This is a genomic window from Actinosynnema sp. ALI-1.44 (assembly GCF_001984155.1).
In the GTDB taxonomy this organism is placed as follows: Bacteria; Actinomycetota; Actinomycetes; order Mycobacteriales; family Pseudonocardiaceae; genus Kibdelosporangium.
Window position 1 is genome coordinate 267,760 of record NZ_MTQO01000049.1, and the last position, 25,996, is coordinate 293,755.

25 protein-coding genes and 1 pseudogene are annotated in these 25,996 nt (G+C 69.6%); 6 read left to right on the top strand and 20 right to left on the bottom strand.

The window, feature by feature from the left end; translation table 11 throughout:
- Window position 1: 1 nt before the first annotated feature.
- Together ALI144C_RS31185 and ALI144C_RS55815 are read left to right on the top strand one after the other, a co-directional pair.
- A complete protein-coding gene (locus tag ALI144C_RS31185) occupies window positions 2-1,759 on the top strand; it encodes an ABC transporter ATP-binding protein (RefSeq protein ID WP_143230978.1) in 1,758 nt (585 codons plus the stop codon).
- Window positions 1,760-1,803: 44 nt separating this feature from the next.
- Complete coding sequence (locus ALI144C_RS55815) at window positions 1,804-1,956, top strand: hypothetical protein (protein WP_168211385.1); 153 nt, start codon at window positions 1,804-1,806, stop codon at window positions 1,954-1,956.
- Between the two features lie 240 nt (window positions 1,957-2,196).
- Here the strand turns inward: ALI144C_RS55815 and ALI144C_RS31190 are convergent, their stop codons facing one another.
- Window positions 2,197-2,637 (bottom strand): nuclear transport factor 2 family protein, encoded by a 441-nt coding sequence (locus tag ALI144C_RS31190; protein WP_202819096.1) that lies wholly within the window; start codon window positions 2,635-2,637, stop codon window positions 2,197-2,199.
- A 58-nt stretch (window positions 2,638-2,695) separates the two neighbouring features.
- Here ALI144C_RS31190 and ALI144C_RS31195 point away from each other — a divergent pair, with 58 nt between their 5' ends.
- The 4 genes and pseudogenes from ALI144C_RS31195 to treS all read left to right on the top strand — a co-directional run bounded on the left by ALI144C_RS31195 (window position 2,696) and on the right by treS (window position 7,105).
- On the top strand, window positions 2,696-3,139 hold the full coding sequence (locus ALI144C_RS31195) for a MarR family winged helix-turn-helix transcriptional regulator (protein ID WP_076990753.1): 444 nt from the start codon (window positions 2,696-2,698) through the stop codon (window positions 3,137-3,139).
- Between the two features lie 201 nt (window positions 3,140-3,340).
- Window positions 3,341-4,180: a hypothetical protein gene (locus ALI144C_RS31200; protein ID WP_143230979.1), complete on the top strand. Its 840-nt coding sequence runs from the start codon at window positions 3,341-3,343 to the stop codon at window positions 4,178-4,180.
- A 438-nt stretch (window positions 4,181-4,618) separates the two neighbouring features.
- A pseudogene (locus ALI144C_RS57875) lies at window positions 4,619-5,269 on the top strand (caspase family protein); the annotation flags it as partial.
- An 84-nt stretch (window positions 5,270-5,353) separates the two neighbouring features.
- Window positions 5,354-7,105 (top strand): maltose alpha-D-glucosyltransferase, encoded by a 1,752-nt coding sequence (gene treS, locus ALI144C_RS31210; RefSeq protein ID WP_237774425.1) that lies wholly within the window; start codon window positions 5,354-5,356, stop codon window positions 7,103-7,105.
- Between the two features lie 222 nt (window positions 7,106-7,327).
- Here treS and ALI144C_RS31215 read toward each other — a convergent pair whose 3' ends face one another.
- The 19 genes from ALI144C_RS31215 to ALI144C_RS31305 all read right to left on the bottom strand — a co-directional run bounded on the left by ALI144C_RS31215 (window position 7,328) and on the right by ALI144C_RS31305 (window position 25,883).
- The gene (locus ALI144C_RS31215) at window positions 7,328-9,235 is read right to left on the bottom strand and encodes an AfsR/SARP family transcriptional regulator (RefSeq protein ID WP_083753542.1); all 1,908 of its coding nucleotides are present in this window, start codon (window positions 9,233-9,235) and stop codon (window positions 7,328-7,330) included.
- Between the two features lie 212 nt (window positions 9,236-9,447).
- On the bottom strand, window positions 9,448-10,518 hold the full coding sequence (locus tag ALI144C_RS31220; RefSeq protein WP_237774403.1) for a ketoacyl-ACP synthase III family protein: 1,071 nt from the start codon (window positions 10,516-10,518) through the stop codon (window positions 9,448-9,450).
- Entirely contained in the window at window positions 10,515-11,513 is a 999-nt protein-coding gene (locus ALI144C_RS31225) for an acyltransferase domain-containing protein (protein WP_076990756.1), read from the bottom strand. The genes ALI144C_RS31220 and ALI144C_RS31225 overlap by 4 nt, the downstream gene beginning before the upstream one ends.
- A gap of 15 nt (window positions 11,514-11,528) precedes the next feature.
- Window positions 11,529-12,764 (bottom strand): FAD-dependent oxidoreductase, encoded by a 1,236-nt coding sequence (locus ALI144C_RS31230; protein ID WP_076990757.1) that lies wholly within the window; start codon window positions 12,762-12,764, stop codon window positions 11,529-11,531.
- 19 nt (window positions 12,765-12,783) lie between these two features.
- The gene (locus ALI144C_RS31235; protein WP_076990758.1) at window positions 12,784-14,181 is read right to left on the bottom strand and encodes an acetyl-CoA carboxylase biotin carboxylase subunit; all 1,398 of its coding nucleotides are present in this window, start codon (window positions 14,179-14,181) and stop codon (window positions 12,784-12,786) included.
- Window positions 14,178-14,702, bottom strand: coding sequence for an acetyl-CoA carboxylase biotin carboxyl carrier protein (locus ALI144C_RS31240; protein WP_143230980.1), 525 nt, complete (start codon window positions 14,700-14,702; stop codon window positions 14,178-14,180). Before ALI144C_RS31240 ends, ALI144C_RS31235 begins: the two co-directional genes overlap by 4 nt.
- A 16-nt stretch (window positions 14,703-14,718) precedes the next feature.
- Window positions 14,719-16,398: an acetyl-CoA carboxylase carboxyltransferase subunit alpha/beta gene (gene accA / locus ALI144C_RS31245; RefSeq protein WP_076990759.1), complete on the bottom strand. Its 1,680-nt coding sequence runs from the start codon at window positions 16,396-16,398 to the stop codon at window positions 14,719-14,721.
- Between the two features lie 139 nt (window positions 16,399-16,537).
- Window positions 16,538-16,864, bottom strand: coding sequence for an antibiotic biosynthesis monooxygenase family protein (locus ALI144C_RS31250; protein WP_076990760.1), 327 nt, complete (start codon window positions 16,862-16,864; stop codon window positions 16,538-16,540).
- Window positions 16,861-17,217 (bottom strand): antibiotic biosynthesis monooxygenase family protein, encoded by a 357-nt coding sequence (locus tag ALI144C_RS31255; protein ID WP_076990761.1) that lies wholly within the window; start codon window positions 17,215-17,217, stop codon window positions 16,861-16,863. The genes ALI144C_RS31250 and ALI144C_RS31255 overlap by 4 nt, the downstream gene beginning before the upstream one ends.
- On the bottom strand, window positions 17,217-17,699 hold the full coding sequence (locus ALI144C_RS31260) for an SRPBCC family protein (RefSeq protein WP_076990762.1): 483 nt from the start codon (window positions 17,697-17,699) through the stop codon (window positions 17,217-17,219). Before ALI144C_RS31260 ends, ALI144C_RS31255 begins: the two co-directional genes overlap by 1 nt.
- Before the next feature lies 1 nt (window position 17,700).
- Window positions 17,701-17,961, bottom strand: coding sequence for an acyl carrier protein (locus tag ALI144C_RS31265; protein WP_076990763.1), 261 nt, complete (start codon window positions 17,959-17,961; stop codon window positions 17,701-17,703).
- A 16-nt stretch (window positions 17,962-17,977) separates the two neighbouring features.
- Window positions 17,978-19,225, bottom strand: coding sequence for a ketosynthase chain-length factor (locus tag ALI144C_RS31270; protein ID WP_330359626.1), 1,248 nt, complete (start codon window positions 19,223-19,225; stop codon window positions 17,978-17,980).
- 159 nt (window positions 19,226-19,384) lie between these two features.
- On the bottom strand, window positions 19,385-19,834 hold the full coding sequence (locus ALI144C_RS31275) for an anthrone oxygenase family protein (protein WP_076990764.1): 450 nt from the start codon (window positions 19,832-19,834) through the stop codon (window positions 19,385-19,387).
- 31 nt (window positions 19,835-19,865) lie between these two features.
- The gene (locus ALI144C_RS31280; RefSeq protein ID WP_237774404.1) at window positions 19,866-20,723 is read right to left on the bottom strand and encodes an LLM class flavin-dependent oxidoreductase; all 858 of its coding nucleotides are present in this window, start codon (window positions 20,721-20,723) and stop codon (window positions 19,866-19,868) included.
- Window positions 20,724-20,757: 34 nt separating this feature from the next.
- Entirely contained in the window at window positions 20,758-21,618 is an 861-nt protein-coding gene (locus tag ALI144C_RS31285) for an NAD(P)-dependent oxidoreductase (RefSeq protein ID WP_076990765.1), read from the bottom strand.
- Window positions 21,615-21,998, bottom strand: a complete 384-nt coding sequence (locus ALI144C_RS31290; protein ID WP_076990766.1) for a SchA/CurD-like domain-containing protein — start codon at window positions 21,996-21,998, stop codon at window positions 21,615-21,617. The genes ALI144C_RS31285 and ALI144C_RS31290 overlap by 4 nt, the downstream gene beginning before the upstream one ends.
- Entirely contained in the window at window positions 21,998-22,753 is a 756-nt protein-coding gene (locus tag ALI144C_RS31295; RefSeq protein WP_076990767.1) for an SDR family NAD(P)-dependent oxidoreductase, read from the bottom strand. The genes ALI144C_RS31290 and ALI144C_RS31295 overlap by 1 nt, the downstream gene beginning before the upstream one ends.
- Window positions 22,754-22,767: 14 nt before the next feature.
- A complete protein-coding gene (locus ALI144C_RS31300) occupies window positions 22,768-24,273 on the bottom strand; it encodes a peptide MFS transporter (RefSeq protein WP_076990768.1) in 1,506 nt (501 codons plus the stop codon).
- Entirely contained in the window at window positions 24,270-25,883 is a 1,614-nt protein-coding gene (locus ALI144C_RS31305; RefSeq protein ID WP_076990769.1) for an FAD-dependent monooxygenase, read from the bottom strand. Before ALI144C_RS31305 ends, ALI144C_RS31300 begins: the two co-directional genes overlap by 4 nt.
- Window positions 25,884-25,996 lie beyond the last annotated feature (113 nt).

Genomic DNA, 25,996 nt, shown 5'->3' on the forward strand with positions numbered 1-25,996 from the left:
AGTGCGCAAGGAAGTGGACATCTCCGGCATCACGGTCACCCTGGACGCCACGGGCAACGACATCGTCAGGGATGTGGGCTTCGAACTCGGCCGCGGCGAGGTCATGGGCGTGGTCGGCGAGTCGGGCTCCGGCAAAAGCACACTCGCCCTCGCCCTGCTCGGGTTCGCCAGGAAAGGCGCGACGATCACCGGCGGGCGGGTGGTCGTCGACGGCGTCGACCTGCTCGCCCTGCCGGAACGGGACTTGCGCCGCATGCGGGGAGCCAAAGTCGCCTACGTCCCTCAGGACCCGGCAACAGCACTGAACCCGAGCCTGAACCTCGCGACCCAACTGACCGAGGGACTGCGGCTGCCCAAGCGCGAGGCGCTGTCGCGCGTCCGCACGCTGCTCGACACTGTTCGATTGCCCAGTGACGACGCGTTCCTCAACCGCCGTCCTCGGCAGCTGTCCGGAGGACAACAGCAGCGCGTGGCCATCGCCATGGCGATCGCGGCCGGGCCGCGGCTGATCGTGTTGGACGAGCCGACCACCGGCCTCGACGTCTCCACTCAGGCGCACGTACTGCAACTGGTACGCGATCTGTGCCGCGACCACGACATGGCGGCGATCTACGTGTCCCACGACCTCGCCGTGGTGGCCGATGTCGCCGACCACGTGACCGTCATGTACGGCGGCGAGGTCGTCGAAAGCGGCAGCAACCACGGAGTACTCGCCCACGCCGCCCATCCGTACACCCGCGCCCTGCTGGGCGCCGTACCATCCCCGACCCACCGCCACCACCTCGTCGCGATCCCCGGGCACGCCCCCGGCCCCAACGAAAGCCGACACGGCTGCGTCTTCGCACCTCGATGCGACCACGCCACGGCGGAATGCACAACGACCCGTCCCCACCTCGCGCCTTCACCGGCAGGCACGCTGGCTCGTTGCCTGCGGATGGACGAGATGGCGTGGGCACCCCGGGATCTGCCGCCCACGAACGACTCTCACGTGACTTCCGACCACATCGCGTTCTCGGTTGCCGGGCTGAACGCGGGCCACGGCGGCAAGCAGGTCCTCTTCGACGTGTCCTTCGGTGTGGCACGGGGCGAATGCCTGGCCGTCGTCGGCGAGTCGGGCAGCGGCAAGACCACGATGTCGCGCTGCCTGGTGGGCCTGCACGAGGAACAACACGGCACCCTGACGTTCGAAGACCGCCCGATCCCAGCCACAGCGGGTCAACGAACGAAGCAGACCCGCCGCGAGATCCAGTACATCTTCCAGAACCCCTACGGCTCGCTCAACCGCCATCGCAGCGTGGAAGACAGTTTGGCCGTGCCACTCCAGCACCATTTCGGCACGACCAAGCGCGAGGCGAGGCAGCGCGTGCGTGCGGCACTCGAACGAGTCGAGATACCGGCGCGGTTCGCCGGGCACTACCCGGCCGAACTGTCCGGAGGGCAACGCCAGCGCGTCGCGATCGCACGTGCCCTGGTATGCGAGCCGAAACTGCTCATCTGCGACGAAGTGACGTCCGCGCTCGACGTGTCCGTACAGGCAGCTGTCGTGGAGCTGCTGCGTTCTCTGCTGGGCGACGGCCTGTCGATCATCTTCGTGACCCACGACCTCGCGGTGGTCCGGAGCATCGCCGACAGTGTCGTAGTGCTGAGCCAGGGTCAGGTCGTGGAATCAGGCACGACCGACTCCGTGCTCACCAACCCCTCGCACCACTACACCCGAAGCCTGATGGCCGCCACGCTCGAAGTCCACGCCGCGACGTAGCACCTTCCGCAGTCGGTCTGCGTTGCCCCGGACGTCGTACCGTGATGGGTCCGGTCGAACGAATCCTGGCGCAGGGCCCCGGGTCGGGCAAGATCGACCTCACCATCGAGGTCGACGGCAAGCTGTTCAAGGAAGCTCACGCCGACGGTTACGGTGTCGCCAATGCCAGCGGCAACATAGGCACACTGGGCAACTGACAGCCAGTACCAGTCGCGTACCCCGCGCAACGCCAGTCGATTCGGTCGCCGTGGACAAGTGAGGGACGGCATGGTGAGCGCCTTCCCCACGCGTTCACAGCGGCTGGATCACGTCTTCATGACCCTGTTCGTGCTCGCCCTGCTCGCGGCGACTGTCCTGATCGACAGCGGTTATTTTGCCCAGAACGCTGGGACATGGATGCGCAGTTCGGTCGGGATCGTCGGCGGGAGAACGAGAGTTCAGCGGGCGCGACCGATGTTTCGGTCCGCGTCGGAGCCGTGGAGCATGAGCGTGGTTTCCTCGATACGGCTGAAGCGTCCGTCGGGCGCGAAATCGCCGAAAACGTAGACCTCCGTGCGTACGGTCGATCCGTCCGTCTTGGTGACCTCGACGGTGTGGCGGTCGGCGTAGTGGGCGCCGTCGTACAGCTCGTCATGGACCTCGATGGACCCTGCGGCCACGATCGTGCGCAGGTGGGCGATGTGCTCGACAAACCCCTCGCGGTCATCCCACTCACCGTCGGTACGTTGGCGGTAGTCGGGGGTGAAGTGCCGGTCGACGGCCTCGTACAGGTCGAGATCGGGGCTGAACAGCAGGTCGGTGAGGGCGGCACGAATACCGGTCCGGTTCATGGTGGTCCTTCCCCAGCTCCAGTCGATATGCGTGCGCCGCGCACGCACTACTGGGAAGATAGCACATGATGCGTGCGCGGCGCACGGTCCACGGTAGTCTGCACAGATGCAGAACGAGGTAGGAGGCGAGATCGCCGACGCGCTGGGTGTGTTGCTCAGGCGCGCTACGCGGGTCCAGCTGTACAAGACGCTGACCGCCGACATGGGTGAAGCGCTGGACGAACTGACCTACCCGGTCCTGAGCGCGGTGGCCAGGATCGGCCCCCGGAGCGCAGCCGACCTGGCCTCGGAGGTGGGTCTCGATCGCTCCGGCGTCACCCGGCGCGCCTCCAGGCTGGAACAGGCCGGGCTGCTCTGCCGCGAACCCGACCCCCTCGACCGGCGAGCGACCCTGCTGGTCCTCACCGAGCACGGTGAACGCGCGGTGGACGAGCTACGCCGCCGTCTGGCCGCTCACATCGCCGCAAGCCTCACCACCTGGCCACCAGGCGAAGCTCAGGCCTTCGCCCGCGGCCTGCGCCGGTTCATCACCGAAGGCCCCTTTGCCTGAGCCGTCGAGCAGCCCTCAACGGCGGAAGCCTGTCGGCACTTGCACCTCCGGGCTCCCGTCGCAACCGCGAACCCCCACTCCAGTCCGACCGCCGCCGTTCGACCAGGAACTGGGCGAAAGCGGTGAACACCTTCCGGGTGTCGGCCAGCGCGCGGAAGGCGGCGACGTGGACGTAGGTGCTGTCGGCGATGCCTTATGGCGATGACGTCCGCTGGGTGGCGCTGGGAAACATACGGCGGCATCGAAGTCCAGGTGCCAGACGGCTGGGGCTACGGCATCACCCAATGGCCACCGTGTATCGAACAACCCCCGCGTCCCTACGTCGGACGGCCGGGCATGATCCCACTCGTCCACTGCGGGCAAATGGAAGTGCCGCCGCTGAACTCACGAGTCCCCTATCTATGGCTCGACTCACGACTCGACGCCGGAGACCACACCCACGACTGTGGATGGACACAGCACACACGGATCATCGGCGGGATCTCCATCACCGTGCTCGACGCCGATGCCACACTGCGGACCCGGGTGCTCGAGTCCGCCCGTCCGGTCCTCGACGACACCGACTGTCCCGCTTACCACGCGATCACCGACGGGCCAACGACACGACCCGCTGCCGGACACCACGGACTGACCGGGATCGGCGCAGTCGAGTCCGTCACGATCTGTCGCTACGCGTTCGGCGACCGCCCGGCGCAGCCGGCCAATCCGGTGTTGTCCCTGAGCCGGATCGGCGGCGACGCCAGCAGGCAACTGGTCCAAGCGATCCTGGCCGCGCCTGAGGGCAGCGGGCCGAACACACCGGGCAACTGCGCACCGCACACGATGTACGGCGACGAGGCGCTGGTCCTCACTGTTCGGGGCACCACACGCACGCAGGAAGTATTCGTCCGCTACAGCGGATGCGACGCTCACGGCTTTGACGATGGCCATACCCGTCGGCGACTCACCGCCGACGCGCTCCGGCCCCTGCTTTCCGGGCCGCACCAACCACAACACGGCCTGCAGCGCACAGTGGCCGAACTCCTGCAACCAAGAACCTGAACCGGTTTTCCGGCCGCGAAGCTGATGCGACGTGTTCGAGAAAAGCACGATGCCGCCCAGCGGCCGACACCCGTCGGACCTGTCCCGAATTGTTCGCGCACCCCGTCGGCAGTTCGGTAGTCACGCGACTACCGAATGGCGGAAGCCCCGGCATGGGGTGTAACGAGGATCAGGCACGCCCCGACTGTTGCCGCATGAGGCCGACCGAAGTTCGAGGTGGAGCTCAACCGATGGGCGTTCTGCATCCAGTCAGCGGCGGTGACGAGGTGCGGGAGATCACCGGACTGGGAAGCTGGCCGCGCACGCGGCGGGAATCGGCGCGAGCGGTTCGGGAAGTGCGCGGCGCACCTGAGCCCACCGACCTGGGCGGGGCGGTGTCCCCGCACCGCGAGACCAGCCCGGCTCGATCTCGACCGGACCATGCACTGAACCAGTGCGATGAGTGACGAGATCGACTTCTCGCGATCCCGCGCCATCCTGATCGGCACCTCGCACTACGAAGACGACTGGTTTCCTTCGCTGCCCGCGGCCGGGAACAGCCTCGAGTCGATGCGCGATCTGCTGGTGGCACGGGACCTGTGCGAGTGGCCGCCCGACCGGCTCACAGTGATGGAGAACCCGTCGGATTTCAGGCACCTGGCGCTGGAGTTGCGCAACCAAGCCCGGGAGACCGAAGATGTTCTCCTGTTCTACTTCGTCGGGCACGGAGTGCTTCTGCCCCGTGGTGAACTGTGCCTCGTCATGTCCGACACCCTCGGTTCCGACCCCGACCTCACCGGACTGGAGTACGACCGCGTCCGCGGACTGCTGCTCGACAGTCCCGCCCGTACGAAGATCGTGATACTGGACTGCTGCTACTCCGGTCGCGCCATCGAGGCACTGTCGGGCGACGACGTGGCAGGCCTGACGGAGACGCAAGGGATATACACGCTGACAGCGAGCCATCGCATTGCGCACGTGGTGCCCTTGGAGCAGCAGCGGGATCACTCCACCTCGTTCACGAACGAATTCGTGAAACTCGTTCGTGACGGAATCCCGGACGCCCCAGAACGCCTGTCCTTGGGCATGCTCTACATTTCCCTGCGTCGACGCCTGCAGCAGAAGGGGCTCCCCGAACCCAACCAGCGCAACACCGGCACAGCGGACACCTTCGCCTTCAGCCGGAACGCCGCTCTGCGCAAAACCGCTCCGCGCCGCCGGTTCGACCTCATCGGCGAGCCCGTCGTCCCGACCTGGTACAAGACAGCGGTGTTCTACGAGGTGCTCGTCAGCGCCTTCTTCGACTCCGACGGAGACGGCACAGGCGACCTGCGCGGGCTTTCATCCAGGATGGACTATCTACAATGGCTCGGCGTCGACTGCCTGTGGCTGCCGCCGTTCTACGCCTCACCGCTGCGCGACGCCGGATACGACGTCAGCGACTTCCGCGCGGTGTTGCCTGCGTTCGGCACCGTCGAAGACCTCGTCGACGTGGTGGACGCAGCCCACCGCCGCGGCATCCGGGTCGTCTGCGATCTGGTGCTCAACCACACAAGCGACGCACACCCATGGTTCCAGGCGTCCCGCGACGATCCGTCCGGCCCGTTCGGCGATTACTACGTCTGGAGCGACGACGACCGGATGTACCCCGAGGCCCGAGTCATCCACGCTGACACCGAGACGTCGAACTGGACCTACGACCCGGCCCGCGGCCAGTTCTACTGGCATCGGTTCTTCCAGCACCAGCCCGACCTCAACTACGCCAATCCCGAGGTCCAGGAAGCCATGCTGGACACGATGCGGTTCTGGCTGGATCTGGGCGTCGACGGGTTCCGTCTTTGCGCGGTGCCGTACCTTTTCGAGCAGGAGAGCACCAACTGCGAGAACCTGCCGCGCACACACGAGTTCCTCAAGCGGTGCCGCAAGGTCGTCGACGACGAGTACGAGGATCGTGTCCTCCTCGCCGAAGCCAACCAGTGGCCGTCCGACGCCGCGGAGTACTTCGGTGACCCCGTGGTTGGCGGCGACGAGTGCCACATGGCGTTCCACTCCCCGCTGATGCCACGCATCCTCATGTCCGTCCGCCGCGAGTCCCGGTTCCCGATATCGGAGATCCTCGCCCAGACGCCCTCAGCGCCGTCCAGCAGCCAATGGGCCATCTTCCTGCGCAACCGCGACGAGCTGACCCTTGAGCAGATGACCGACGAGGAACGCGACTACATGTACGCCGAGTACGCCACAGACCCCCGGATGAAAGCCAACATCGGCATCCGCCGCCGACTGGCGCCATTGCTGGAGAACGACCGCAGCCAGCTGCAGCTGTGCACCGCGATGCTACTCAGCCTCCCTGGTTCCCCCGTCCTGTACTACGGCGACGAAATCGGTATGGGCGACAACATCTGGCTCGGTGACCGCGACGGAGTGCGCACACCGATGCAGTGGACACCCGACCGCAACGCCGGTTTCTCACACTGCGACCCCAACCGGATCTCCATGCCAGTGATCGCCGACCCGGTGTACGGATACCAGGCGATCAACGTCGAATCACAGCTGTGCAACACGTCCTCGCTGCTGCACTGGACCCACCGGATGATCGAAGTGCGCAAGGCGCACCCCGCCTTCGGACTCGGCTACTTCCACGAGTTGGGCTCGTCGAACGCGAGCGTCCTCGCCTATCTTCGCTATCTCCCGGCCAATCCCGAGCACGGGTTCGAAGAGGACCTCATCGTCTGTGTGCACAACCTGTCGCGCTGGCCGCAACCAGTCGAGCTGGACCTGTCGGACTTCGTCGGCCGGATGCCCATTGAGCTGACCGGTGGGCGACGCTTCCCGAAGATCGGCGACCAGCCATACCAGCTCACCCTGCCGGGGTACGCTTTCCTCTGGTTCCAGCTCGCCGAGATCTCGACCGGCAGCCGTCCAGCTGACCACCCCGTCGGTACGTGATTTTCTGTCGCCTGCCCGGTATCGGTCGGACGTCATCGCTTGGGGTCTGGTCGGCGCTGTTCCGCGGGTCGCGGGAAGTAGTCGGCGAGACGGTGTCTTTGCCGCACACGTGGCGTAAGCACGGAAACATCCCGCTGTGAGTGCGGACATCGGTGTGCTGCGCGGTGATCCGACGCCTGATTGGATCGGGCTCGCCTGTTCACCGTCGCCGGAACAGGCACGCTACTGGACCACACGCAGCCCGTGTATCGACGGCTGGTCGATGCGTTCCCGGCTGGAGCTGTCGGCCTGCGGGGGCACACGTACCTCTGGTGGGGCAAAGAGCTGCCGAGCGGTCACCCGCAGCGTGGGCAGGCACCGGTAGGTGAAATCGCCGCCGTTCTCCTCGCCGCACGGCACAATCAGGTGTGCCTCGGTCAGGTCCTCCAGCAGTGACTCCGCGCTCCGTTCGTCGGTGCCCAGAATGGTCGACACCGTCTTGACCGAGAGGGTGGCCACGTCCACCGACGCGAAAACCCGGAAAGCCGCTTGTGCCTGCGGCGACATCGACCGGTAGGTGGCTTCTACCGGGGTGCGCAGGTTCATCGGGTCGGCTCGGCGGGTGCCGTCGCCGGAGAGTTCGTCGGCGATCAGCCGCAGGGCCCGACCGAGCCGCCAGTGTGGCCGGGCCCGCAACTTGCTGGCCACGGCTTGCAGGGCGGACGGCATGCCGTCACAGGCACGCACCAGCGCGGCCGCGGCGTCCCGGTCGGCGAGCACACGTTGCTGGCCGACCGTGCCGATCAGCAGTTGGACACCCTCCTCGACGGCCAGCGCACCCAGTTCCACCACGGTGCCCACGCCCGGATCGGACAGCCGCCGCCTGCTGCTGGCCAGCACGCCGTTGCCTTCACCGCCGGGCAGCACCATGGCCAACTGGTCGGCCGATGTCACGTCGTCCACCACGACCAGTGCACGCCGGTCAGCGGTGTGGGAACGGAACATCAGCCGCAACTCCTCCACTGAGGACGGCAGACGGCGCTCCGAAACCCCGAGCGCGCGGAGGAAGCCGGCGAGCACCGCGCCGCAGTCCACCGGCTCGCCGTTGGTCGGCAGGCGCGTGTAAAGCTGCCCGTCGGGGTACCTGGCGCGCGCCCGATACGCGGCGTGCGTACACAACGCGGACTTGCCGGAGCCAGGCGGACCAGTGACCACGACCACGGCCGGACTGCCGAGCCCCACCGGCGACAGCCCGTCAAGCACTTCCCGCATGGCGTCCTCACGCCCGATCAGCACGCCACCCTTCGGTGGCAGCTGGCAGGGTGGTTCTTGGCGTGGCTCGCCGTACACGGCCCCCACGCCGGCGGGCAGATCCAGGCAGCGGTCCGAGGTGAGCACCGCCCGGTGCAGCCGTTGCAACTCGCCCGCAGGGTCCAGGCCCAGCTCGCGTGCGAGCACGGTCCGCATCCGCTGGTAGGCGTACAGCGCCTCGGACCGGCGGCCGGAGCGGTACAGCGCCAGGATCAGCTTGCCCTGGAATCCCTCATGGGTGGGGTGTTCCGCGACCAGTCCGGTCAGCTCCCCCATCAACTCCTGGTGCCGGCCAAGCCGCAGGTCCGCCTCGATGCGCCGCTCCAGGGTGCACTTGCGCAGTTCGTCCAGCCGCAGCGTCTCCGCACTCAGGATGGGCCCGCAGGAGACGTCGACCAACGCCTGTCCCCGCCACAGCCCGACGGCCTTGGCCAGCGTCCTCGCCGCGTCGGCGACCTGGCCCGCTTCCAGGTCCCGGCGCCCCCGCTCTGCCAGAGCCTCGAAACAGTGCACGTCCAGCGCCTGGGGATCGATGGAGAGCATGTAGCCGCCGAACGAAGTGGACAGCGCGGGCTGCGCCTCCCATTCGCCCCCGCGGCCGGCACCGGACTTGTCCAGGTTGAGCAACTTGCGAAGCTGGTAGACGTATGTCTGCAAGGTCGTGGTCACGCTCGCCGGAGGATTGTCCTCCCAGAGTTCCTCGATGAACTTCTCGTTCCGAACGATCTTGTTCGCCTGCAATGTCAGCAATGCGAGAACTTGGCGCAATTTGGGTGCCGAGGGCGTCACATGCACGCCCTCGCGGGAAACCTCCAAGGAGCCGAGTAGTCCTACATGCATGACAAAACCCTCTCTTTTCGCGGCTCACCTGAGGACGATTCGATCGGGACCGGTTTGTGATCGGCCAATTCCCGCGCGCCGATGCTAACGGCGGTACATCGACGCTCGGTATATCGAGCGTTGACCGAGGATTGAGTTGACCGGAAAATTCCCGTGGCGTACTGCGGAAATCCGCGGTCCGCCCGCGATCGCGAACATGGGCACCACCGAACTCAGCCGGCCCGGTGGAGCCGGCGGTCGATCTCGATGATCGCACAGGACCAGGTGAAGCCCGCGCCGACCGCCATAAGCAGACATCGCTGTCCAGGGATGACCGCGCCCGACCGCACCAGGTGGTCGACGCTGGCGATGGGGTCACCGGCGCCGAGGTGCCCGACGGTCCGGTTCCACGACCACGTCGTCCGATCCAGGCCGATATCCAGGTGGCGCAGGTAGTTGGACTGCAGCCGACGCCTGCCGAAGTGCGGCAGCACGAACCAGTCGATCTCGGTGAGCTTGGTGCCGGCGAGGTCCAGCGCCGTTCGCAACGCCTCCCGCTGGCCCTCGGTGACGCGATTCACCGTGCGCGCCATACCGATCTCGGCGACGAACGCCGCCTTGTGCGCACCCAGGTCGACCGGCCGCGTGGTGACCCGAACACCAACGCCGTGCGCCGGGCCGGCGCGGTGCATGCCCTCCAGGTCCGGCCCGGACACCACGGCGAGACCGAGCAGCCGGGCAAAGCCGCCGCGAGTCGACACCACCAGCGCGGTGCCGCCGTCGGCGTAGACAGTGCCGGGATCGCTGCGCCACCGGTCGAACCCGGGCAGGCAGAACCGATCCGCGGTGGTGATCAGCGCCGCGCCCGCGTCCGGCGAGGTGGCCAGATACCGCCATGCCAGGTCAAGCGCGGCCATCCCGCCGTTGGACACCTGCCGCACCTCGATCGCCGGACAGGTGTTGCCGATGGTCCGGCGCTGCACGTAACCCGCGGCCGACCACAACTCGTTGCCCTGGTGGAACAGGGCAGCGTGCAACACGAGGCGAACGTCCTCGGCGTGGCACCCGGCGGCCGTACCACCGCCCGCGGCCATCCGGAACGCCTCCCCCGCGGCGCGCACCGCCATCTCGGCGGGTACCTCGTCGCCATCGGCGACCGTCACCGACAGCATCTCGCTGCGCCGCGCCAGTTCCGCGTCCACCAGGCCACCGCGTACCGCTTCTTCGACCGGCATCGGCGGCGGCAGCCACGTCCCGACGCCGGCGAGGAACAACTCCCCGCGGGGTGTCACCGCGGTGCTCACCCGGAGAGCCGATCCACCAGCCGACGCATGGACTCGCGGTCGGCGGCCCCGCCCGACGGCCGGGCGGGCAAGGCCGCGGCGACCTGGCTGCGGCCGCCCGCGACCGAGGGATGGCGCCGGGCCACCGTGGCCAGCCCCTGCCCGGGACCTGCCTCAACCAGAAGGTAGTCGCCGCCGGACAACAGGGCGTTCAACGCAGGCCAGAACAGCACTGGGGCGACCGGGTGGCTTGCCCAGAACCGCGGGTCACGCACCTCGTCCGCAGTCAGCGGTGCGGCGGTGTACCCCGAGTACACGGTGATCTGCGGTGCGCTCACGGTGATCCGCGCCAGCTCTGGCACGGCCTCATGTGCCATCGCGGCCAGCATGGGGCTGTGGAACGCGGTTCCGGTCGGCACCGACCGGCACACGTACCCGTCACCCCGCAGCGCGTCGGCCACCTTCTCCAGCGGCGTTGCCGGTCCTGCCAGGATCACCTGCCGTGGGGCGTTCACGGCACCGACCACCACGTCACCGGAGAGGTAGCCGGCCACCTCCCCGGCACTGGCCGCGACAGCCAGCATGCCGCCAGGGGGCGCCTTGACCAGCCGGGTCACCCGGTCCCACATCAGCGCAACGGCACTGGGCAAGGTGAAGACACCAGCCAGCACGGCCGCGGCGATCTCGCCCACGCTGTGACCGAGCAGCGCCGCGAACCGCACACCCACTCCGCGAAGCTGCACTCCCAGCGCGTGGTCCACCGCGAACAGCAGGATCTGCGAGCGCGTGACGTGGTCGATGCCGACGTTCGGCCGCTCGCTGAGCCAGTCGGCGCGTACCGCGGCGCCGTCCGCACCGAGCGCGTCGAGCGCGTCGAACACGGCGTCCATCGCCCCGGTGAAGGCGGTGAACGCCGGCTCGTGCCCGTAGAGGCCCGCGGCCATGCGAATGTGCTGTGCGCCCTGGCCTGGCAGCAGCAGCGCCACCGGCAGGTCACCCTCATCGGCAGTGCTCATCCCTTCCTCCCTTGGTCACCGCGGCTTACCGGCGTCGGCGTCGGGCACCGGCACGTCCAGCTTCTTGATGGACCACTGGGCGATCCGCAACGACATCGCGACCGCCTGGCTCGCGTGGACGACCATCGCGCGGTAGTAGTCGGCCAGCGCGTCAGGCAGGTCCCGCTCACCGCGGTCCACCTCGGTGAGCACGCGGCACAGCACGCTGGCGTCGCACACCGCCGTGTTGGCTCCGACCCCACCGGAAGGCGGCATGGTGTGCACGGCGTCGCCGAGGCCGACCAGGTTGCCCTGGTCCCATGGTTGGACGGGCATGGTGGCGCGCAGTGCGACCGCGAAGGTCATGTCCGGCTGGGCGTGCCGGACAACGCCGCGCAGACCTGGATGCCAGCCAGCGGTGCGCTCCAGCACCAACTCGCACAGCCGAGTGCCGCTCATCGCGAAGAATGTCTCGTCGTCGATGCCCAGGTCGGTGCGGTGCACGTTGAACACGGACATGTAGTAGTCGTCGACGTCGTCCATCGGCAGACCCGGCCACCACCGGGCGGCGGCCTCGTCAGGCCTGGTGCGGAAGATCATCGGCATCAAGCCGAGGTGGTACCCGTCCGAGCCGATCACGTAGCTGAACCGGTCGCGCAGCCCGGGGGGCACGTCCGCGGCCGTCACGGCAGCGCGCGAGATCCGGGAGAAGACCGTGCGCACGCCAAGATCGCGTGGCACGTCGCCGGGCCGCAACTGGGCCCGGATGCGTGAGTTCGTGCCATCCGCGGCGACCAGCACGTCGCCCACCGCACGGGTGCCGTCGGCGAAGTACGCGACCACCTGTCCATCGGCCCGCCGCTCGACGCGGGTGCACTGCCGTCCGAAGTGGACGGACTGATCGAGACCGGCGAGCAGCACCCGGCGCAGCGTGCCCCGGTCCACCGCGTCCACCTTCTCCGGCGCCTCACCGCGTGGGTCGGTGAATGTCGGCGCCCACTGCTCGACCAGGTTCTCGTCGTAGGCGACGAGCTGGCTGTCGTAGCGCACATTGGCCGTGGCCACCAGCAAGTCCCGCACTCGCGGTGGCAGGCAGTCCCGCAGCGCGCGCTCCCCCTCAGGACTGATCCGCAGCCGGTAGCCCTGCGACCGGCCGCGGGGCGAACTGTCCTGTTCGTACACCGTCACGTCCACGCCGGCCTGGCGCAACCCTTGGGCGAGGCACAGCCCACCGATGCCGCCGCCGATGACGACGACTCGTACCCTCCCCATGACGGTGTCCTTCCTCGGCTCAGCCTGCTCGGTGGGGACGCGACCGGCGCGCGGTCAGCTCGGCCAGCAACGACGTGGTGTGCTCGGCTGCGCGAAAGTCCGGGTCAGCCAGTACCTCGCGCAACAGGTCCCGGGTGGTCCGCACGCCAGGGCCACTGACGCGGAACTCCGCCAGCGCACGGTCCATCCTGGCCAGTGCCTGTCGGCGGTCCGGCGCCCAGGCGATCACCTTGGCCACCAGCGAGTCGTACTCCGCAGGCACCCGCCACCCCGGATAGCCGTGCGTGTCGACCCGGACGAACGGTCCCCCAGGCGGGACGAACTCGGTCAGCACGCCGGGGCAGGGCAGGAAGTCACGGTCCGCGTCCTCGACGTTCACCCGGCACTCGACCGCGACTCCCCGTGGCCGCACGTCGTCCTGGCCGAGGGACAACGGCCGGCCCGCGGCCACCTGGAGCTGTTCGCGGACCAGGTCCACACCGGTGACCATCTCGGTGACCGGGTGCTCCACCTGAATGCGGCAGTTGACCTCGATGAACGCGACGTCGTCGCCGTCGACCACGAACTCGAAAGTGCCGGCGCCGCTGTAGCCGACCGAGCGAGCACCGGCCACCGCGGCACCGGTGAGCCGGCCGAGCACCCCGGGCGCCAGTGCCGGGGCGGGGCTCTCCTCGATCAGCTTCTGGTAGCGGCGCTGCACCGAGCAGTCCCGCGCGCCGAGGTGAATGATGTTGCCGTGGTCGTCGGCGAGTACCTGCACCTCGATGTGCCGCGCTCCGGGCAGGAACCGCTCCGCGTACACCCGGTCGTCGGCGAACACCGCGCCAGCGGCCGCGCGAGTGGCCCGGAAGGCGGGCAGCAGCTGGTCGGCCTGCCACACCACCGACATGCCGCGGCCCCCACCGCCTGCCACCGCCTTGATGATCAAGGGCAGGCCGATCTCCCTCGCCACCGCGGCCAAGTCCCGCGCATCGGTCAGCGGCCGGGCGCTCCCCTGCGGAACGGGCAGCCCGGTCTCGGCCATCAGCCGACGGGCCGCCGCCTTGTCCCCGAGCCGGGCCATCACCTCCGGCCTCGGGCCGACGAACACCAGCCCGTTGCGGGCGCAGATCTCGGCGAAGTCCGGGTCCTCGGCGAGGAACCCATAGCCGGGGTGCACGGCCTCGGCGCCGGTGCGCAGCGCCACCTCGACGATCGCAGGCGGGTACAGGTAGCTCCGTTTCGGTGCGGCGGGGCCGATCTGCACGGCCTCGTCCGCGGCCAGCACCGCGGCGGAGTCGCGGTCGGCGGTGGAGTGCACCACCACCGTGCGGATGCCCATCTCGCGGCAGGTGCGCACCACTCGCAGGGCGATCTCACCCCGGTTGGCCACCAGCACGGTCCCGAACGGCCGATCCTCCGGTGTCGTCGCGTTCACCCCGTTCGCTCCGTCCGTGGTGGCCTCAGCCGGAGCAGCGGCTGGCCGTACTCCACTGGTTGCGCGTCGGCAACGAGCACGTCGACCACTTCGCCGTGCTGCTCGGCGAGGATCGGGTTCAACAGCTTCATCGCCTCGATGATGGCTACCTGTTGTCCCGGTTCCACCAGGTCGCCCGGGGCGACGAACGGGGTGGCCCCGGGTTCGGAAGCGCGGTAGAAGGTGCCGACCAGTGGCGCGGTGACGGTGTCCAGTTCCGGCTTCGATTCGGCGTCCGGCGCGGGGACGGCCGCGTCGACCGATGCCGTCGCGGGCCACTCGACGTCCAGACTGGCACAGCCGAACCGCACGCTGACCCGGCTGGGCCGCAGCGGTGCGGCGCGCACCACGTCGGCGACGCCCTGGCACAGCACCTGGATCGCGTCCTGCGCGCCGAGCTGGGCGACGGTGGCCTCCAGCGGGCCGGCTTCCACGCCATCACCCGAACCGCGGTACGCGCCGGTCACTCGCATGCCTGTCATGTGCGCACTCCCACCTTCAACGCTCAGTCGTGCCGAACCGACGAAACCTGGCTCTGCGGGCGGCCACCAGCTCGGTGCCTGGCCGGCCGAGCAGCTCTCGCAGTGCGCAGACCACGGCGTCCCTGGCCAGGCTGGTGGTCGCCGTGGGATCTCGGTGGGCCCCACCTCCCGGTTCCGGCACGACGCCGTCGACCACGCCCAGCCGGAGCAGCGACCGGGCATCGACCCGCAGCGCGGCCGCGGCGGCCGCGGCCGCACCGGGATCCCGCCAGAGGATCGCCGCGCAGCCCTCGGGGCTGATCACGGAGTAGATGGCGTGCTCGCAGATCAACACCCGGTCGGCCACAGCCAGTGCGAGAGCGCCACCGCTGCCGCCCTCCCCGGTGATCAGGCTGACCACCGGGACCGGCAGGCCGCCCAGCGTCCGCAGGCACTGCGCGATCGCGTGCGCCTGGCCGTGTTCCTCGGCGGTGCGGCCGGGGTAGGCGCCGGGTGTGTCCACCAAGGTGATCACCGGGATGCCCAGCTTGGCCGCCATGCGCATCAGCCGGATCGCCTTGCGGTAGCCCGCAGGCGAGGACATGCCGAAACCTCGGCGCACCAGTTCGGCGGTGCTGTTGCCCTTCTGGTGACCGATCACCATCACCGGCAGGCCGTCCAGCCGGGCCAGGCCGCCCACGATCGCCGGGCAGTCCTCGCCGAGCCGGTCACCGTGCAGCTCGACGAACCCGTCAGTCCACGCGGTGAGGAGGTCGAGGGTGCTGGGCCGGTCGAAGTGCCGCGACAGCCGGACGAGTCGGTCGATCGACTGTTGCGGGACCTGGTCCGGATCGCGCCACACCGGGTCGGCCCGGTCCCGGCCCCACCCGGTGGCCGGCCGGTCGCCGATGGCCAGCAACGCGGCCAGCGTGTGCGGCAGCTCGGCCCGCGGACACACCCCGTCGACCAGCCCGTGGTCGAGCAGGAACTCCGCGGTCTGGAAGCCGTCGGGCAGCCGCTGGCGGATCGTCTGCTCGATCACCCTGGCCCCGGCGAACCCCATCCTCGCGCCCGGTTCGGCGAGGATCACGTCCGAATGGGTCGCGTAGGACGCCGCCACCCCGCCGAAGGTCGGATCGGCCACCAGGGTCACGGTCAGCAGGCCGGCCTCGTCCAGCGCGCTCATCGCGTTGATGGTCTTGGGCAGCTGCATGAGGGAGAGCACACCCTCCTGCATGCGCGCCCCGCCCGAGGCAGTGACCACGAGCAGCGGTACCCGCTCGGCCAGCGCCGTCTCGGCCGCGGTGGCGATCGCCTCCCCGGCTGCGGTACCCAGACTGCCGCCGAGGAACCGGAAGTCCATGGCCGCGACAACGAGCCGCCTGCCGCGCGCCGTGCCCTGCGCGACGGCGACGGCGTCCGCCATGCCGGTCGCGCTGCGCGCCCGCTGCAGCCGCACCGCATACGGCACCAGGTCAGTGAACTCCAGTGGGTCGTGGACGGACGGCCCGGGGAGCACGGCGCGGGCAGACCCGGCGTCCAACAGCCGGTCGAGCCACTGCCGCGCGGTCAGCGGGCCGTGCCAGCCGCAGTCCGGGCAGACGCGGCCGAGCCGGTCGAAACGCTTGCGGTACAACAAGGACTGGCACTTGCGGCAGGCCAGCCAGTCGTCCGCGCCGCCGCCGACCGGGTCGGCCCGATCCACGGTACTGGTCATGCTAGTTCCGCCTCCCCGAGATTTCGACGCCTGGTCACCTTGAGCTGGCACCGTTCGTTTTGGTGCGTACCGGTGGCTGGTTCGCGCCACGTTCCCCTGAGGTGCGGTTGCTGCCACGTGGGCTGCCATGCCGGTCCGTCTACCGGGCCGGTGTGCGGTCGCCCGAATAGGCCGCCGTCACCTGGTAGACGCCGAATGGTCGGGGCAGGCTGGTGTCGCGGTAGGGGCGCAACAGCGCGGTGCTGTCCCGGTGATCCACACCGCGCTCCCACTTGTGGAACGCGGCGAGATCCCGCCAGTGGCTGACCACCACGAACCCGGTGGGATCCGGCACCGAGCGGAGCAGTTCGTTGCCGAGCAGCCCAGGTACTCCAGCCAGGTTGTGGCTGACCTGGTGGTACGCCGCCTCGATGCCGGTCACGTCCGCGGTGTCGTGGTACAGCAGCACCCGCACTTCGCCGATCATCGCGCGGCCTCCCACTCCTCGTGGGTGCGGCCGCCCGCTGCCCCGGGCAGGTGGGCCACCACGTGCATGGTCGTCATCGAGCCGCCGGAGCGGTACGGATGCAACTGCTGCCGGTGTTCCAGGTGACGCCTGCTGGTCTCGAACACGCGGAAACCGGCTTCGCTCACCCAGTCGCTGACGATGTAGTAGACGCCGTCCTCGTCGGCGCGCGACAGCCACTGGCCGAGGTTGGCCGGGTGCGAGGTGACCGACTCGCCGATGTCCAGCCACACCCGCTCGAACTCGGCCGCCATCCCGGGCTTGATCCGCATGCGCAGCATCACCCGGAACACGTTCCCGTTCGCCTCGGACATCAGCGCACTCCCCCGGCCACCGGCTCACTGGCATCCGCCACGGCCTCGATCTTGTCCCTGATCAGCCGCTGCTGCACCGGGGTGTTGCGGTCGAGCCGCTCGCGCATCGCCGCGTCGTCCACCGGCAGTCCTGGCTTCATCTCGAAGTCCTGCACCCAGCGCATGCGCACGCCCGCATCGGTCTGCAGGTACTCCCAGAAGATCCACATGTACTTGAACGGGCCGGTCTCCACCCTCTGCGAGCGGACCGTCCTTGTTCGCTCATCGGGCTTACGCGCCGACACCCAACTCCACACCGTGCCATCGGCGTCGGGGTGCAGCGTCAGCCGGAACAGGGTGGTGCCGTCGTCCCCGTGCTCCAGGATGGTGGCATCGGAGTACTCGCTGAACAGCGTCGGCCACGACTCGATGTCGTTGGTCATCCGCCAGACCAGGTCCATCGGGGCGGCTATGACGATCTCGTTGTCGGTGTGCTCCGCCATGTCAGTACGCCGCCTCGGCGAGCTTGCCGTTGACGTAGTCGACCGCCTTGCCCGGCGTGGTGATCCGCAGCGCGTCGTCGTCCGAAATGGACACTCCGAGGCGGCGCCGCACCTGGCCCGCCAACTCCATCACCGCCAGCGAGTCGTAGCCGAGTTCGGCGAACTCGACGTCGGCGATCTCGCCGTCCAGGTCGACTTCCGCGTCCACGCCGACGCTGGCGCGCATGATTTCCCGGAGGTCGTCCAGGGTGAACCCGTTCATCGTGATCCTCCTCGTTTCATGGCTTCTCGAGCACGAGAGCCGAGTTGAAGCCGCCGTGGCCCCTGGCCAGCACCAGCACCCGGCGCAGCCGCCGCTCCCGCAGCTGGCCGGTGACCAGGTCGATGTCACAGCCGGCGGCCAGGTCGTCCGGGCCGACGGTGTGCGGGATGACACCGTCGCGCATGGCGAGCAAGGCCGTGGCCACGTCCAGCGCGGAGCCGCCCGCGTAGAGCCGCCCGGTGAGGGTCTTGGGCGCGGTGACCGGAACGGCCTTCGGCCCGAACACCGCGCTGATCGCCTGCGCCTCGACGAGGTCGTGCTCCGGAACGCCTGCCGCGTCCGCGAACACCACGTCCACATCGGGTGGGGTGACGCCCGCGTCGGCCATGGCTCGCTCGATGGTGCGCCGCAGTACGGGCGGACGGGATGACCCGGGCGCGGGGTCCATCCCGGCGGCGTAACCGACCACCACGCCGTAGCCGGGATCGCGGCCCCGTGCGGCGGCGGATCCGCGGCTTTCCACGATCAGCACCGCGCCGCCCTCGCCAGGCAGGTAGCCGGACGCGTCCAGGCCGAACGGCAGGAACGCCCGTGCCGAATCGTCCACAGTAGACATATTGCCCGCGCTGATCTGCGCGACCAACGCGTACGGGCACAGCGGAGCGTCGGTGCCGCCGCTGACCACCACCCGGGTGCCGGTGCGGGTGAGGCGGCGCGCGTGGCCGACGGTGTCCAGGCCGCCGGCCTGTTCGCAGCAGAACACCCCGCACGGGCCGCGCATGCCGTGCCGAATCGCCACCTGTCCGGTGGTAGCCGCGTAGAACCACGCGATGGACTGATAGGCGCTGACCCAGTCGGGTCCGGTGCCCCACAGCCGCTGCATCTCCCGCTGGCCGAACTCGGCACCGCTGGACGACGCGGCGGTCACCACGCCCATCTCGTACTCCGGCAGGTCCGCCGGGTCGACGCCGGCGTCGGCCAACGCCTCGGCGGTGGCGGCCAGGCTGTGCTGGGTCCAGGCGTCGGTCTGCGGGATGAGCCGGCCGGGCACATGGTCCTTGGCGACGAATCCCGGTACCTGTCCGGCGAACCGCACCGGGTACGGCGACGGATCGAAGCGGTCGATGCGCACGATTCCCGACTTGCCTGCCAGCACGGCCTGCCAGTGTGCGTCCACGCCGACTCCCGTCGGTGCCACCACGCCGATTCCGGTGATCACAGGGCAGGCCGCCGCGTCACCCGTGCGGTTGTCTGTGCCCATCATGTCCACGCCTTCCGTACTCCGCACCGTCCATCGTCGGCCTGACAAGGCTCCCGTGAGCTGCTTGAACCCGTCTCGAACGCCCCTCGAAGGCGACGCCGAACGCGGGGTGGCCCCGAACACTCGCGACGTGGGACACGGGTCCACTGAGGACTGGGGCGTTCAGCGCAGCGTGAACGCGGCCGCGTTCACGACCAGAGCCAGCATGGCGAGCACCGTGCGCAGCGCGTGCCAGCGCCGCCACAGCCGCCGTGGATCGGACCAGCCCTCGGGAATGTCATCCGGGTCGAGGCACTTGATCCGGCGGTTGATCGGCACGTTGCGGAAGTGCGAGATCACCGACACACCGATCAGCAGCATCGCACCGGCCGCGAACAGCCACCGGCTGCCCGGCGAGAGCACCACCAGCACGAGATCGGCCAGCGTCGAGCCGAGCACGATGATCGGCATGGCCGGGTCCCAGTGCCTGCCGATCAGTTGGTGCGTGTACACGTATCGATCCACCGGCATCACCATCAAAGCCGGTAGCACGCTGAGCATCACGGCGAAGAGCACGCCGGTCACCACGCCGCTGCCGACCAGTGCCACCACGCCGAGCAGGCCGGTGATCATGGCCGCTGCTCGGCGACACCGGGTGCCTCGCTCACGGCAGAGCGACCTTCGCGATCAGGTCGAGCTGCCCGACGTCAGCGGTGCACGGGAAGAGCAGCAGCTCGTCGCAGCCCGCGGCGGCGTACCCGTCGATCGTCCCCCGCAGCCGTGCCTCGTCGGCGATCACCGCGCCGGCCAGGAACTGCGCTTTGGGGCCGAGATAGGAGTAGTAGTCCAGCAGGTACTGGGCGGCGCGCTGCCCGCGGTCATCACCGAGCGCGACGTAGGTCATCGCGGCCATCCGTGGCACGTCGGTGCGGCCCTCCTCGGCGAACACCGCCTTCGCCTTCGCCACCAGCTCGGGGTAGGCGGCGGCCGAACCTCCCGGGGAGATCCAGCCGATGCCGTGCCGCGCGGCCCGGCTCAGCGCCGCCGGGGAATGGCCGCCCACCCAGACCGGGATCTGCCCGTTGACGGGCCGGGGGCCGATGCCGGGCACCTCACCCTGGCCTGCCCACACCCGCTGGAGCTCCGTCAGGAGCTGGTCCAGCCGCCGGCCTCGAGTGTGGTACGGCACGCCGGTGGCCTGGAAGTCGTCCTCCCGGCCACCCGCGGCCACGCCGACGACCAGTCTCCCGCCGGAGAGCCGGTCCACGCTCGCCAGCTGCTTGCCCAGCTCGGCGACGCTGGGACGGTACCCGGCCAGCAGGATGGTGGTCGCCAGGGTGATCCGCTCGGTGGCCGCGGCCGCGGCCGCGAGCGCGACGATGCTGTCGTAGCTGTCGTAGACCAGTCGGTCGATCACGGCCAGCGTGTGGAACCCGTTGTGTTCGGCCCGGCGCGCGAACTCGACGAGCTGCCGACCGTCGGCGCCCGGGACGGTTGTCGGCAGGCCAACTCCGATGTCCATGTGATTCCTTCCGTGAGTCTGAGCTCGGCTCCGGCTACGCGTCCACCACGACAGCGGCGTCGTCGTCGCCGTGACCGACCAAGATCGCGGCGGCGTACCGTTGTGCGGCCAGCCGCACCAGTGGCAGGTCAAGGTGGTGCAGACCAGCCTCGCGGTCGGCCAGGGTCAAGTCCTTGTGCATCAGTGCGCTGCGAAACCCGGCCGGCTGGTACTCGCGGCGGCGCATGAACTCGGCACGGAAGGCGAGCACCGGCGACCGCCAACCGCTGGCGTCGAACACGTCCAGCACCAGCTCCCTGGTGAGCCCGGAGCTCTCGGCGAAGGCCACCGCCTCGGCGAGCCCGACCGTCTGCACCCCGAGCAGCAGGTTGAACGCCAGCTTGAGCGAGCTGGCCGCACCGACCGCACCGACGTGCCGGACCTGCTGACCGAGCGCGTCCAGCACGTCCCGTGCACTATCCACAGTGGACTCGTCCCCTGCGGTGAACACGCGGAGCCGACCCCGCGCGGCCATCTCCGGGTTGCCGAGCACACAGGCCTCCACCCTGCTCAGCCCGGCGTCGGCGAGCAGTGCGGCAGCCCGCCGGGAGAACTCGGGGGACACCGTGGAACTGTCCACCACCGGCTGTTCGGGACGCAGGGTGGTGGCCAGATCCTTGAGGAGCACCTCCGCCACCGCGTTCTCGTCGGCGAGGCTGAGCAGCACCACGTCCGCCTCCGCCGCGGCGCCCGCAGCCGAGTCCGCCACGCGGGCACCGGCCGCGGCCAGCGGTGCCGCCTTCGCCGCGGTGCGGTTGAACACGGTGACGTCGAACCCGGCGGCCAGCAAGGCCCTGGCCATGCCGGCACCCATCGCGCCCAGTCCGATGACGGCCGCCGACCGTTGCTTGGTCACGACCGGATTTCCGGGTGGGTGTCAACCGACATCTGCGAAACGCACCGCATGGCGGCATCCCGGAAGTACGCCTCGAACCCCTGCGGTGTACTGGTGTCCCGCTGCTGGGCCAGGTAAGGCGCCAGCTTCTCCTCGATGAGGTGCACGCCGCGCTGAGCACCGACGTGCCGCCCGACCGCGGCGAAGTCGCCTTCGTAGTGGATCACGCGAACCACCACGTCGTCCTTGATGAACACGGCGGTGCCGAGCAGCCTGCCGGCCGCGTCGCCGTTGTCGTCCCGGAACACCGGGGTGTCCATGCGCTGAAAGCCCGCGAAGATCTCGGCGATCTCGTCCTCGTGCCCGGGTAGCACCCGGTAGGTGACCGCGGCGTACGGCATCACACACCTCCGTCCACATTGAGCGTCACACCGGTGATGTAACGGGAGGTGTCACCGGCCAGGAACAGCACCGCACCCGCGACGTCCTCCGGTTGGCAGATCCGGCCGAGCGCGGTCATCCCGACGATTCGCTCGACGGCATGCGCGGGCAGGCCCGCTCCCGGTTCGGTTTCGGTCAGGCCGGGCGCGACGGCGTTCACCCGGATGCCGCGCGGCCCGACCTCCTTGCACAGCGCCCGGGTGAAGCCGATCAGCGCGGCCTTGGACGTGGTGTAGTGCACGCCGTTGGCCCGGCCGCGCAGCGCCACCGACGAGCCGATGTTCACCACCGACGAGCCGTTGGCCAGCAGCGGCAACACGGCCTGGGTGACGAGGAAGACGGTGGTGGTGTTGTGGTCCACCACGCGTTGCCACTCGGCGACGGCCAACCGCTCGAACGGCACCATGCCGTCCACGCCGACGTTGTTCACCAGCACGTCCAACCCGCCCAGCGCGGTGCGAGTCTCCTCGACCAGCGCGGCGACGTCCTCAGGCCTGGTGACATCGGCGGCGACCACCTTGTGCACCTGGCCCAACTCCTTCAGCCCGCGGCTGAGACTCGCGGCGGCTTCACTGTCCGCACGACCGCAGGTGACCACTTTCGCGCCGGCGCGGGCGAACGCCAGCACCGTGGCCCGCCCGATGCCCTTGGTGCCGCCGGTGACGAGCACCCGCTTGCCTGACAACCCCTGGTCCACGAAAAGCTCTCCCTTCATGTTGGGTGCACCGCTCAGCTGGAGACCGCCGACGTCGTGGAACCCTGCTTCGGTGCGCCAGTGCCGGACAGTGCGGTGGCAAGCCGTCGGCGGCCCACCGCGAACGCGGTGCCGACCAGCGTGGTCACGACGCCGAGGGCGAGGTAGTACACCGCCTCGGGCAACACCCGGACCAGTTGCACCATGCCGCTGCCGAGGCCACCGCCGAGCGCGGCGAACAGCCAGTACATGCCGAGCATGTGACCGATGAACCGCCTGGGCAGCACGGTGGCCGTGGCCGCGATGCTGACCGCGGCGATCACGACCTCGCCGACCGCGCCGGACAGGTAGACCACCAACAGCCACACCGGGGACACCCGGTCCCCGTCCGCGGCCAGCCGCGCGGCCAACGCCATCACCAGGAACCCCGCACCGACCAGGATCAGGCCGATGGCGAACTTCACCGGCACGCCGTGCCGACCGCCGATCCTGGGCAGCGCGCCCGCGATCAGCGGAGCGAGCATCAGGATGAACAGCGGGATCGCCGCCTGAAGCCAACTCGCCGGCACGCTGAACCCGAACACCTCGCGGCGCAGGTGGTCGCGGGCGAACAGGGTCAGCAGCGAGGCGCTGTGCGCGATGATCATCCAGAACAGGGTGGCACCGAGCAGCACTGCCAGGAACGCGCCGAGCCTGCGGCGGTCGGCCGTGCCCAGTTCCGGATGCCGGCGCAGTGCGAGGTAGGCGACGACCGGGGCGAGCACGCTCAGCAGCCCAGCCGCCACGATCGCGGTGCGCGGGCCGAGCGCCCCGGCCACACCAAGAACGGCCGACGTCCCGGCCAGCACCGCGAGCACCACCGCGACGCGGCGGCGGGCCCGGCGTGCCTCCACTGTCGTGAGTGGACGGGCGGCGTGGGCGCCGACCCCGTGGAACCGCGACGCGGCCACGGCCACCGTGGCCCCGGTGAGCAGGAGCGCCAGCGCGCACACGGCGAAGGCCAGACTCCAGCTCACCCGCTCGCCGAGGTAGCCGGCGGCCAACGGCGCGAGCAACGCGCTGAACTGGGTGGCCACGTACATCAGCGAGATACCGGCCTCGCGGCCGTGCTCGTCACCGAACATGACGTTGACCAGTGCCTGGTGGTTGGGTTTGAACAGCCCGCCGCCGAGGGCCAGCGCGATCAGCCCGATCACCGCGGCCCACCCGGCGGGAACGGTCAGCAACAGGAAACCCGCCACGCTGAGCGTGCAGCCGGTGAGCATGGCCGGCCGCTGGCCGAGCACCCGGTCGCCGACCCAGCCCCCCGGCAGGGACAGCACGAACATCAGCGCGATCCACGCACCGAACACCGAGGCGGCGTCGGCCGGGGCCAGACCGAGGCCACCGCGAGCCGTCGGTGCGGACACGTACAACACGAGGACGGCTTGCAGTCCGTAGAAGCCGAACCGCTCGAACAGGTCGGCCGAGAACAACGCGCGGTACCAGGCCGGCATCCGCCACATCGTCACCCGGTTCGCCGCCGGTGCATCCCCGGTCACGTCCGGTTCCCGGTGGCCCGGCCGAGCGCATCGACGAGCGCCTTGTCCTGGTCGTCGACCGGGCCAGGCGATCGCCAGGCGACGAACGCGTCGGGGCGGACCAGCACGGCTCCGTCCGGACCGACCCCGTATGCGCGGGCCCAGTCGCCGTTCTCGGGTGTCAGGTCGCCATCCTCGGCGACCACGTAGCTGCTGACCGGCGTGCCGAACTGTTTGCCCGCGCGCTCGGCGGCCTCCGGCCATCCGGTGCGGCGGCAGCCGGTGAGCAGCACGAAGTCGTCCCAGAACAGGTCGATCGTGGAGATGCGCTCGCCGTCGCGGCGTAGCCACAGGTGCGGTGCCCTGGTACCCGGCTGGCCGGTGAGGCGCAGCCTGGGGGTGAGCACCGGAACGTCCTCGTCGGAGTCGGTGATCGCCGCCGAGCGGTACCGGTAGCCGAGCGTGATGATGATGTCGTCGACCATGGCGGCGCGGGTCTGTTCGTCCGCATGGCCGTGCCGGATTCGGTTGCGCACCATGGCCTGCTCGGCCATGGCGGCGCCGACCCGTCGCCGCTCCGCGTCGTAGGTGTCCAGCAGCGGCTCGGCGACCGTGCCGTGGTATCTCCCGGCCAGCTTCCAGGCCAGGTTGTGCGCGTCGTGGATGCCGGTGTTGGCACCGAAACCGCCGGCAGGCGGGTGCACGTGCGCGGCATCGCCCGCCAGGAACACGCGGCCGACCCGGAACGTGTCCGCGACCAGTTGGGCGCCTTGCCACGGCACCTTCGCCAAGACCTCGACGTGCATGCCGGGCCGGCCGGCGGCGGTACGGATGATGTCCACGCAGCGCTCGTCGGTGAAGTCCGCGGGCGTCTCCCCCTTCTCCGGGAAGTACAACGGCGCAGCCAGCCACGGGTCGCAGCCGTGCAGCCGGGACAGACCCATCATGGTGCCGCGCGCCTCGGTGGCGTAGCACAGGATGAACTTGCGGCCCTTGAGCAGAGATTCCAGCTCGGGTGCGTGGAAGTAGATGCTCAGTGCGTCGAACACCGTGCCGCGGCCGGACCGTGACACGCCGAGCAACCGGCGCGTGGTGCTGCTCGCACCGTCCGCACCGACCAGGTAGTCGGCCCGCACAGTGGTCTGCTCCCCCGTCGGCAGGTGCTCCAGACGCGCGGTGACACCTTCGGCGTCCTGCTCGAACGACACCAGCCTGGTGCTGAACCTGACCTCGCTGCCACCCTGACGGGCCAGGTCGGCGAGCACCTTCTCGTAGCGGTCCTGGCCACAGCCCATCACGCGTTCCGGGCTGATTTCCGGGCCGTCGAGGGACGGCGCCTCCAGGGTGACCGCGTCGTCGATCTCGGCGAAGGTGCGGACCTGGATGATGCCGCCCTCGAAGTACGGATGCGAGTCGCCCATCTCCAGCGCCCGGATCTCCCGGCTGAAGCCGGCGGCGCGGAACAGTTCCATGGTACGGGCCTGCAGGCCGGGAGCACGCGGCAGCAGCGAGGTCTCGCCGCGCTTCTCCACCACCACGCAGCGCACCCCGAGGCGCCCGAGGAACACCGCTGCGGACAGACCGACCGGTCCGCAGCCCACGACCAGTACCGGAACCCTCACGTCAACCATGGCTGTTTCCTTGTCAGGTCTGCGCGCAACCGCGATGTGTCCGGGGTGCAGGTCTATCGGCGCGGCCTCGAGATTCCCTCGTGGCGGGCGCAGTTCGCCGTGGACTGCCCCGA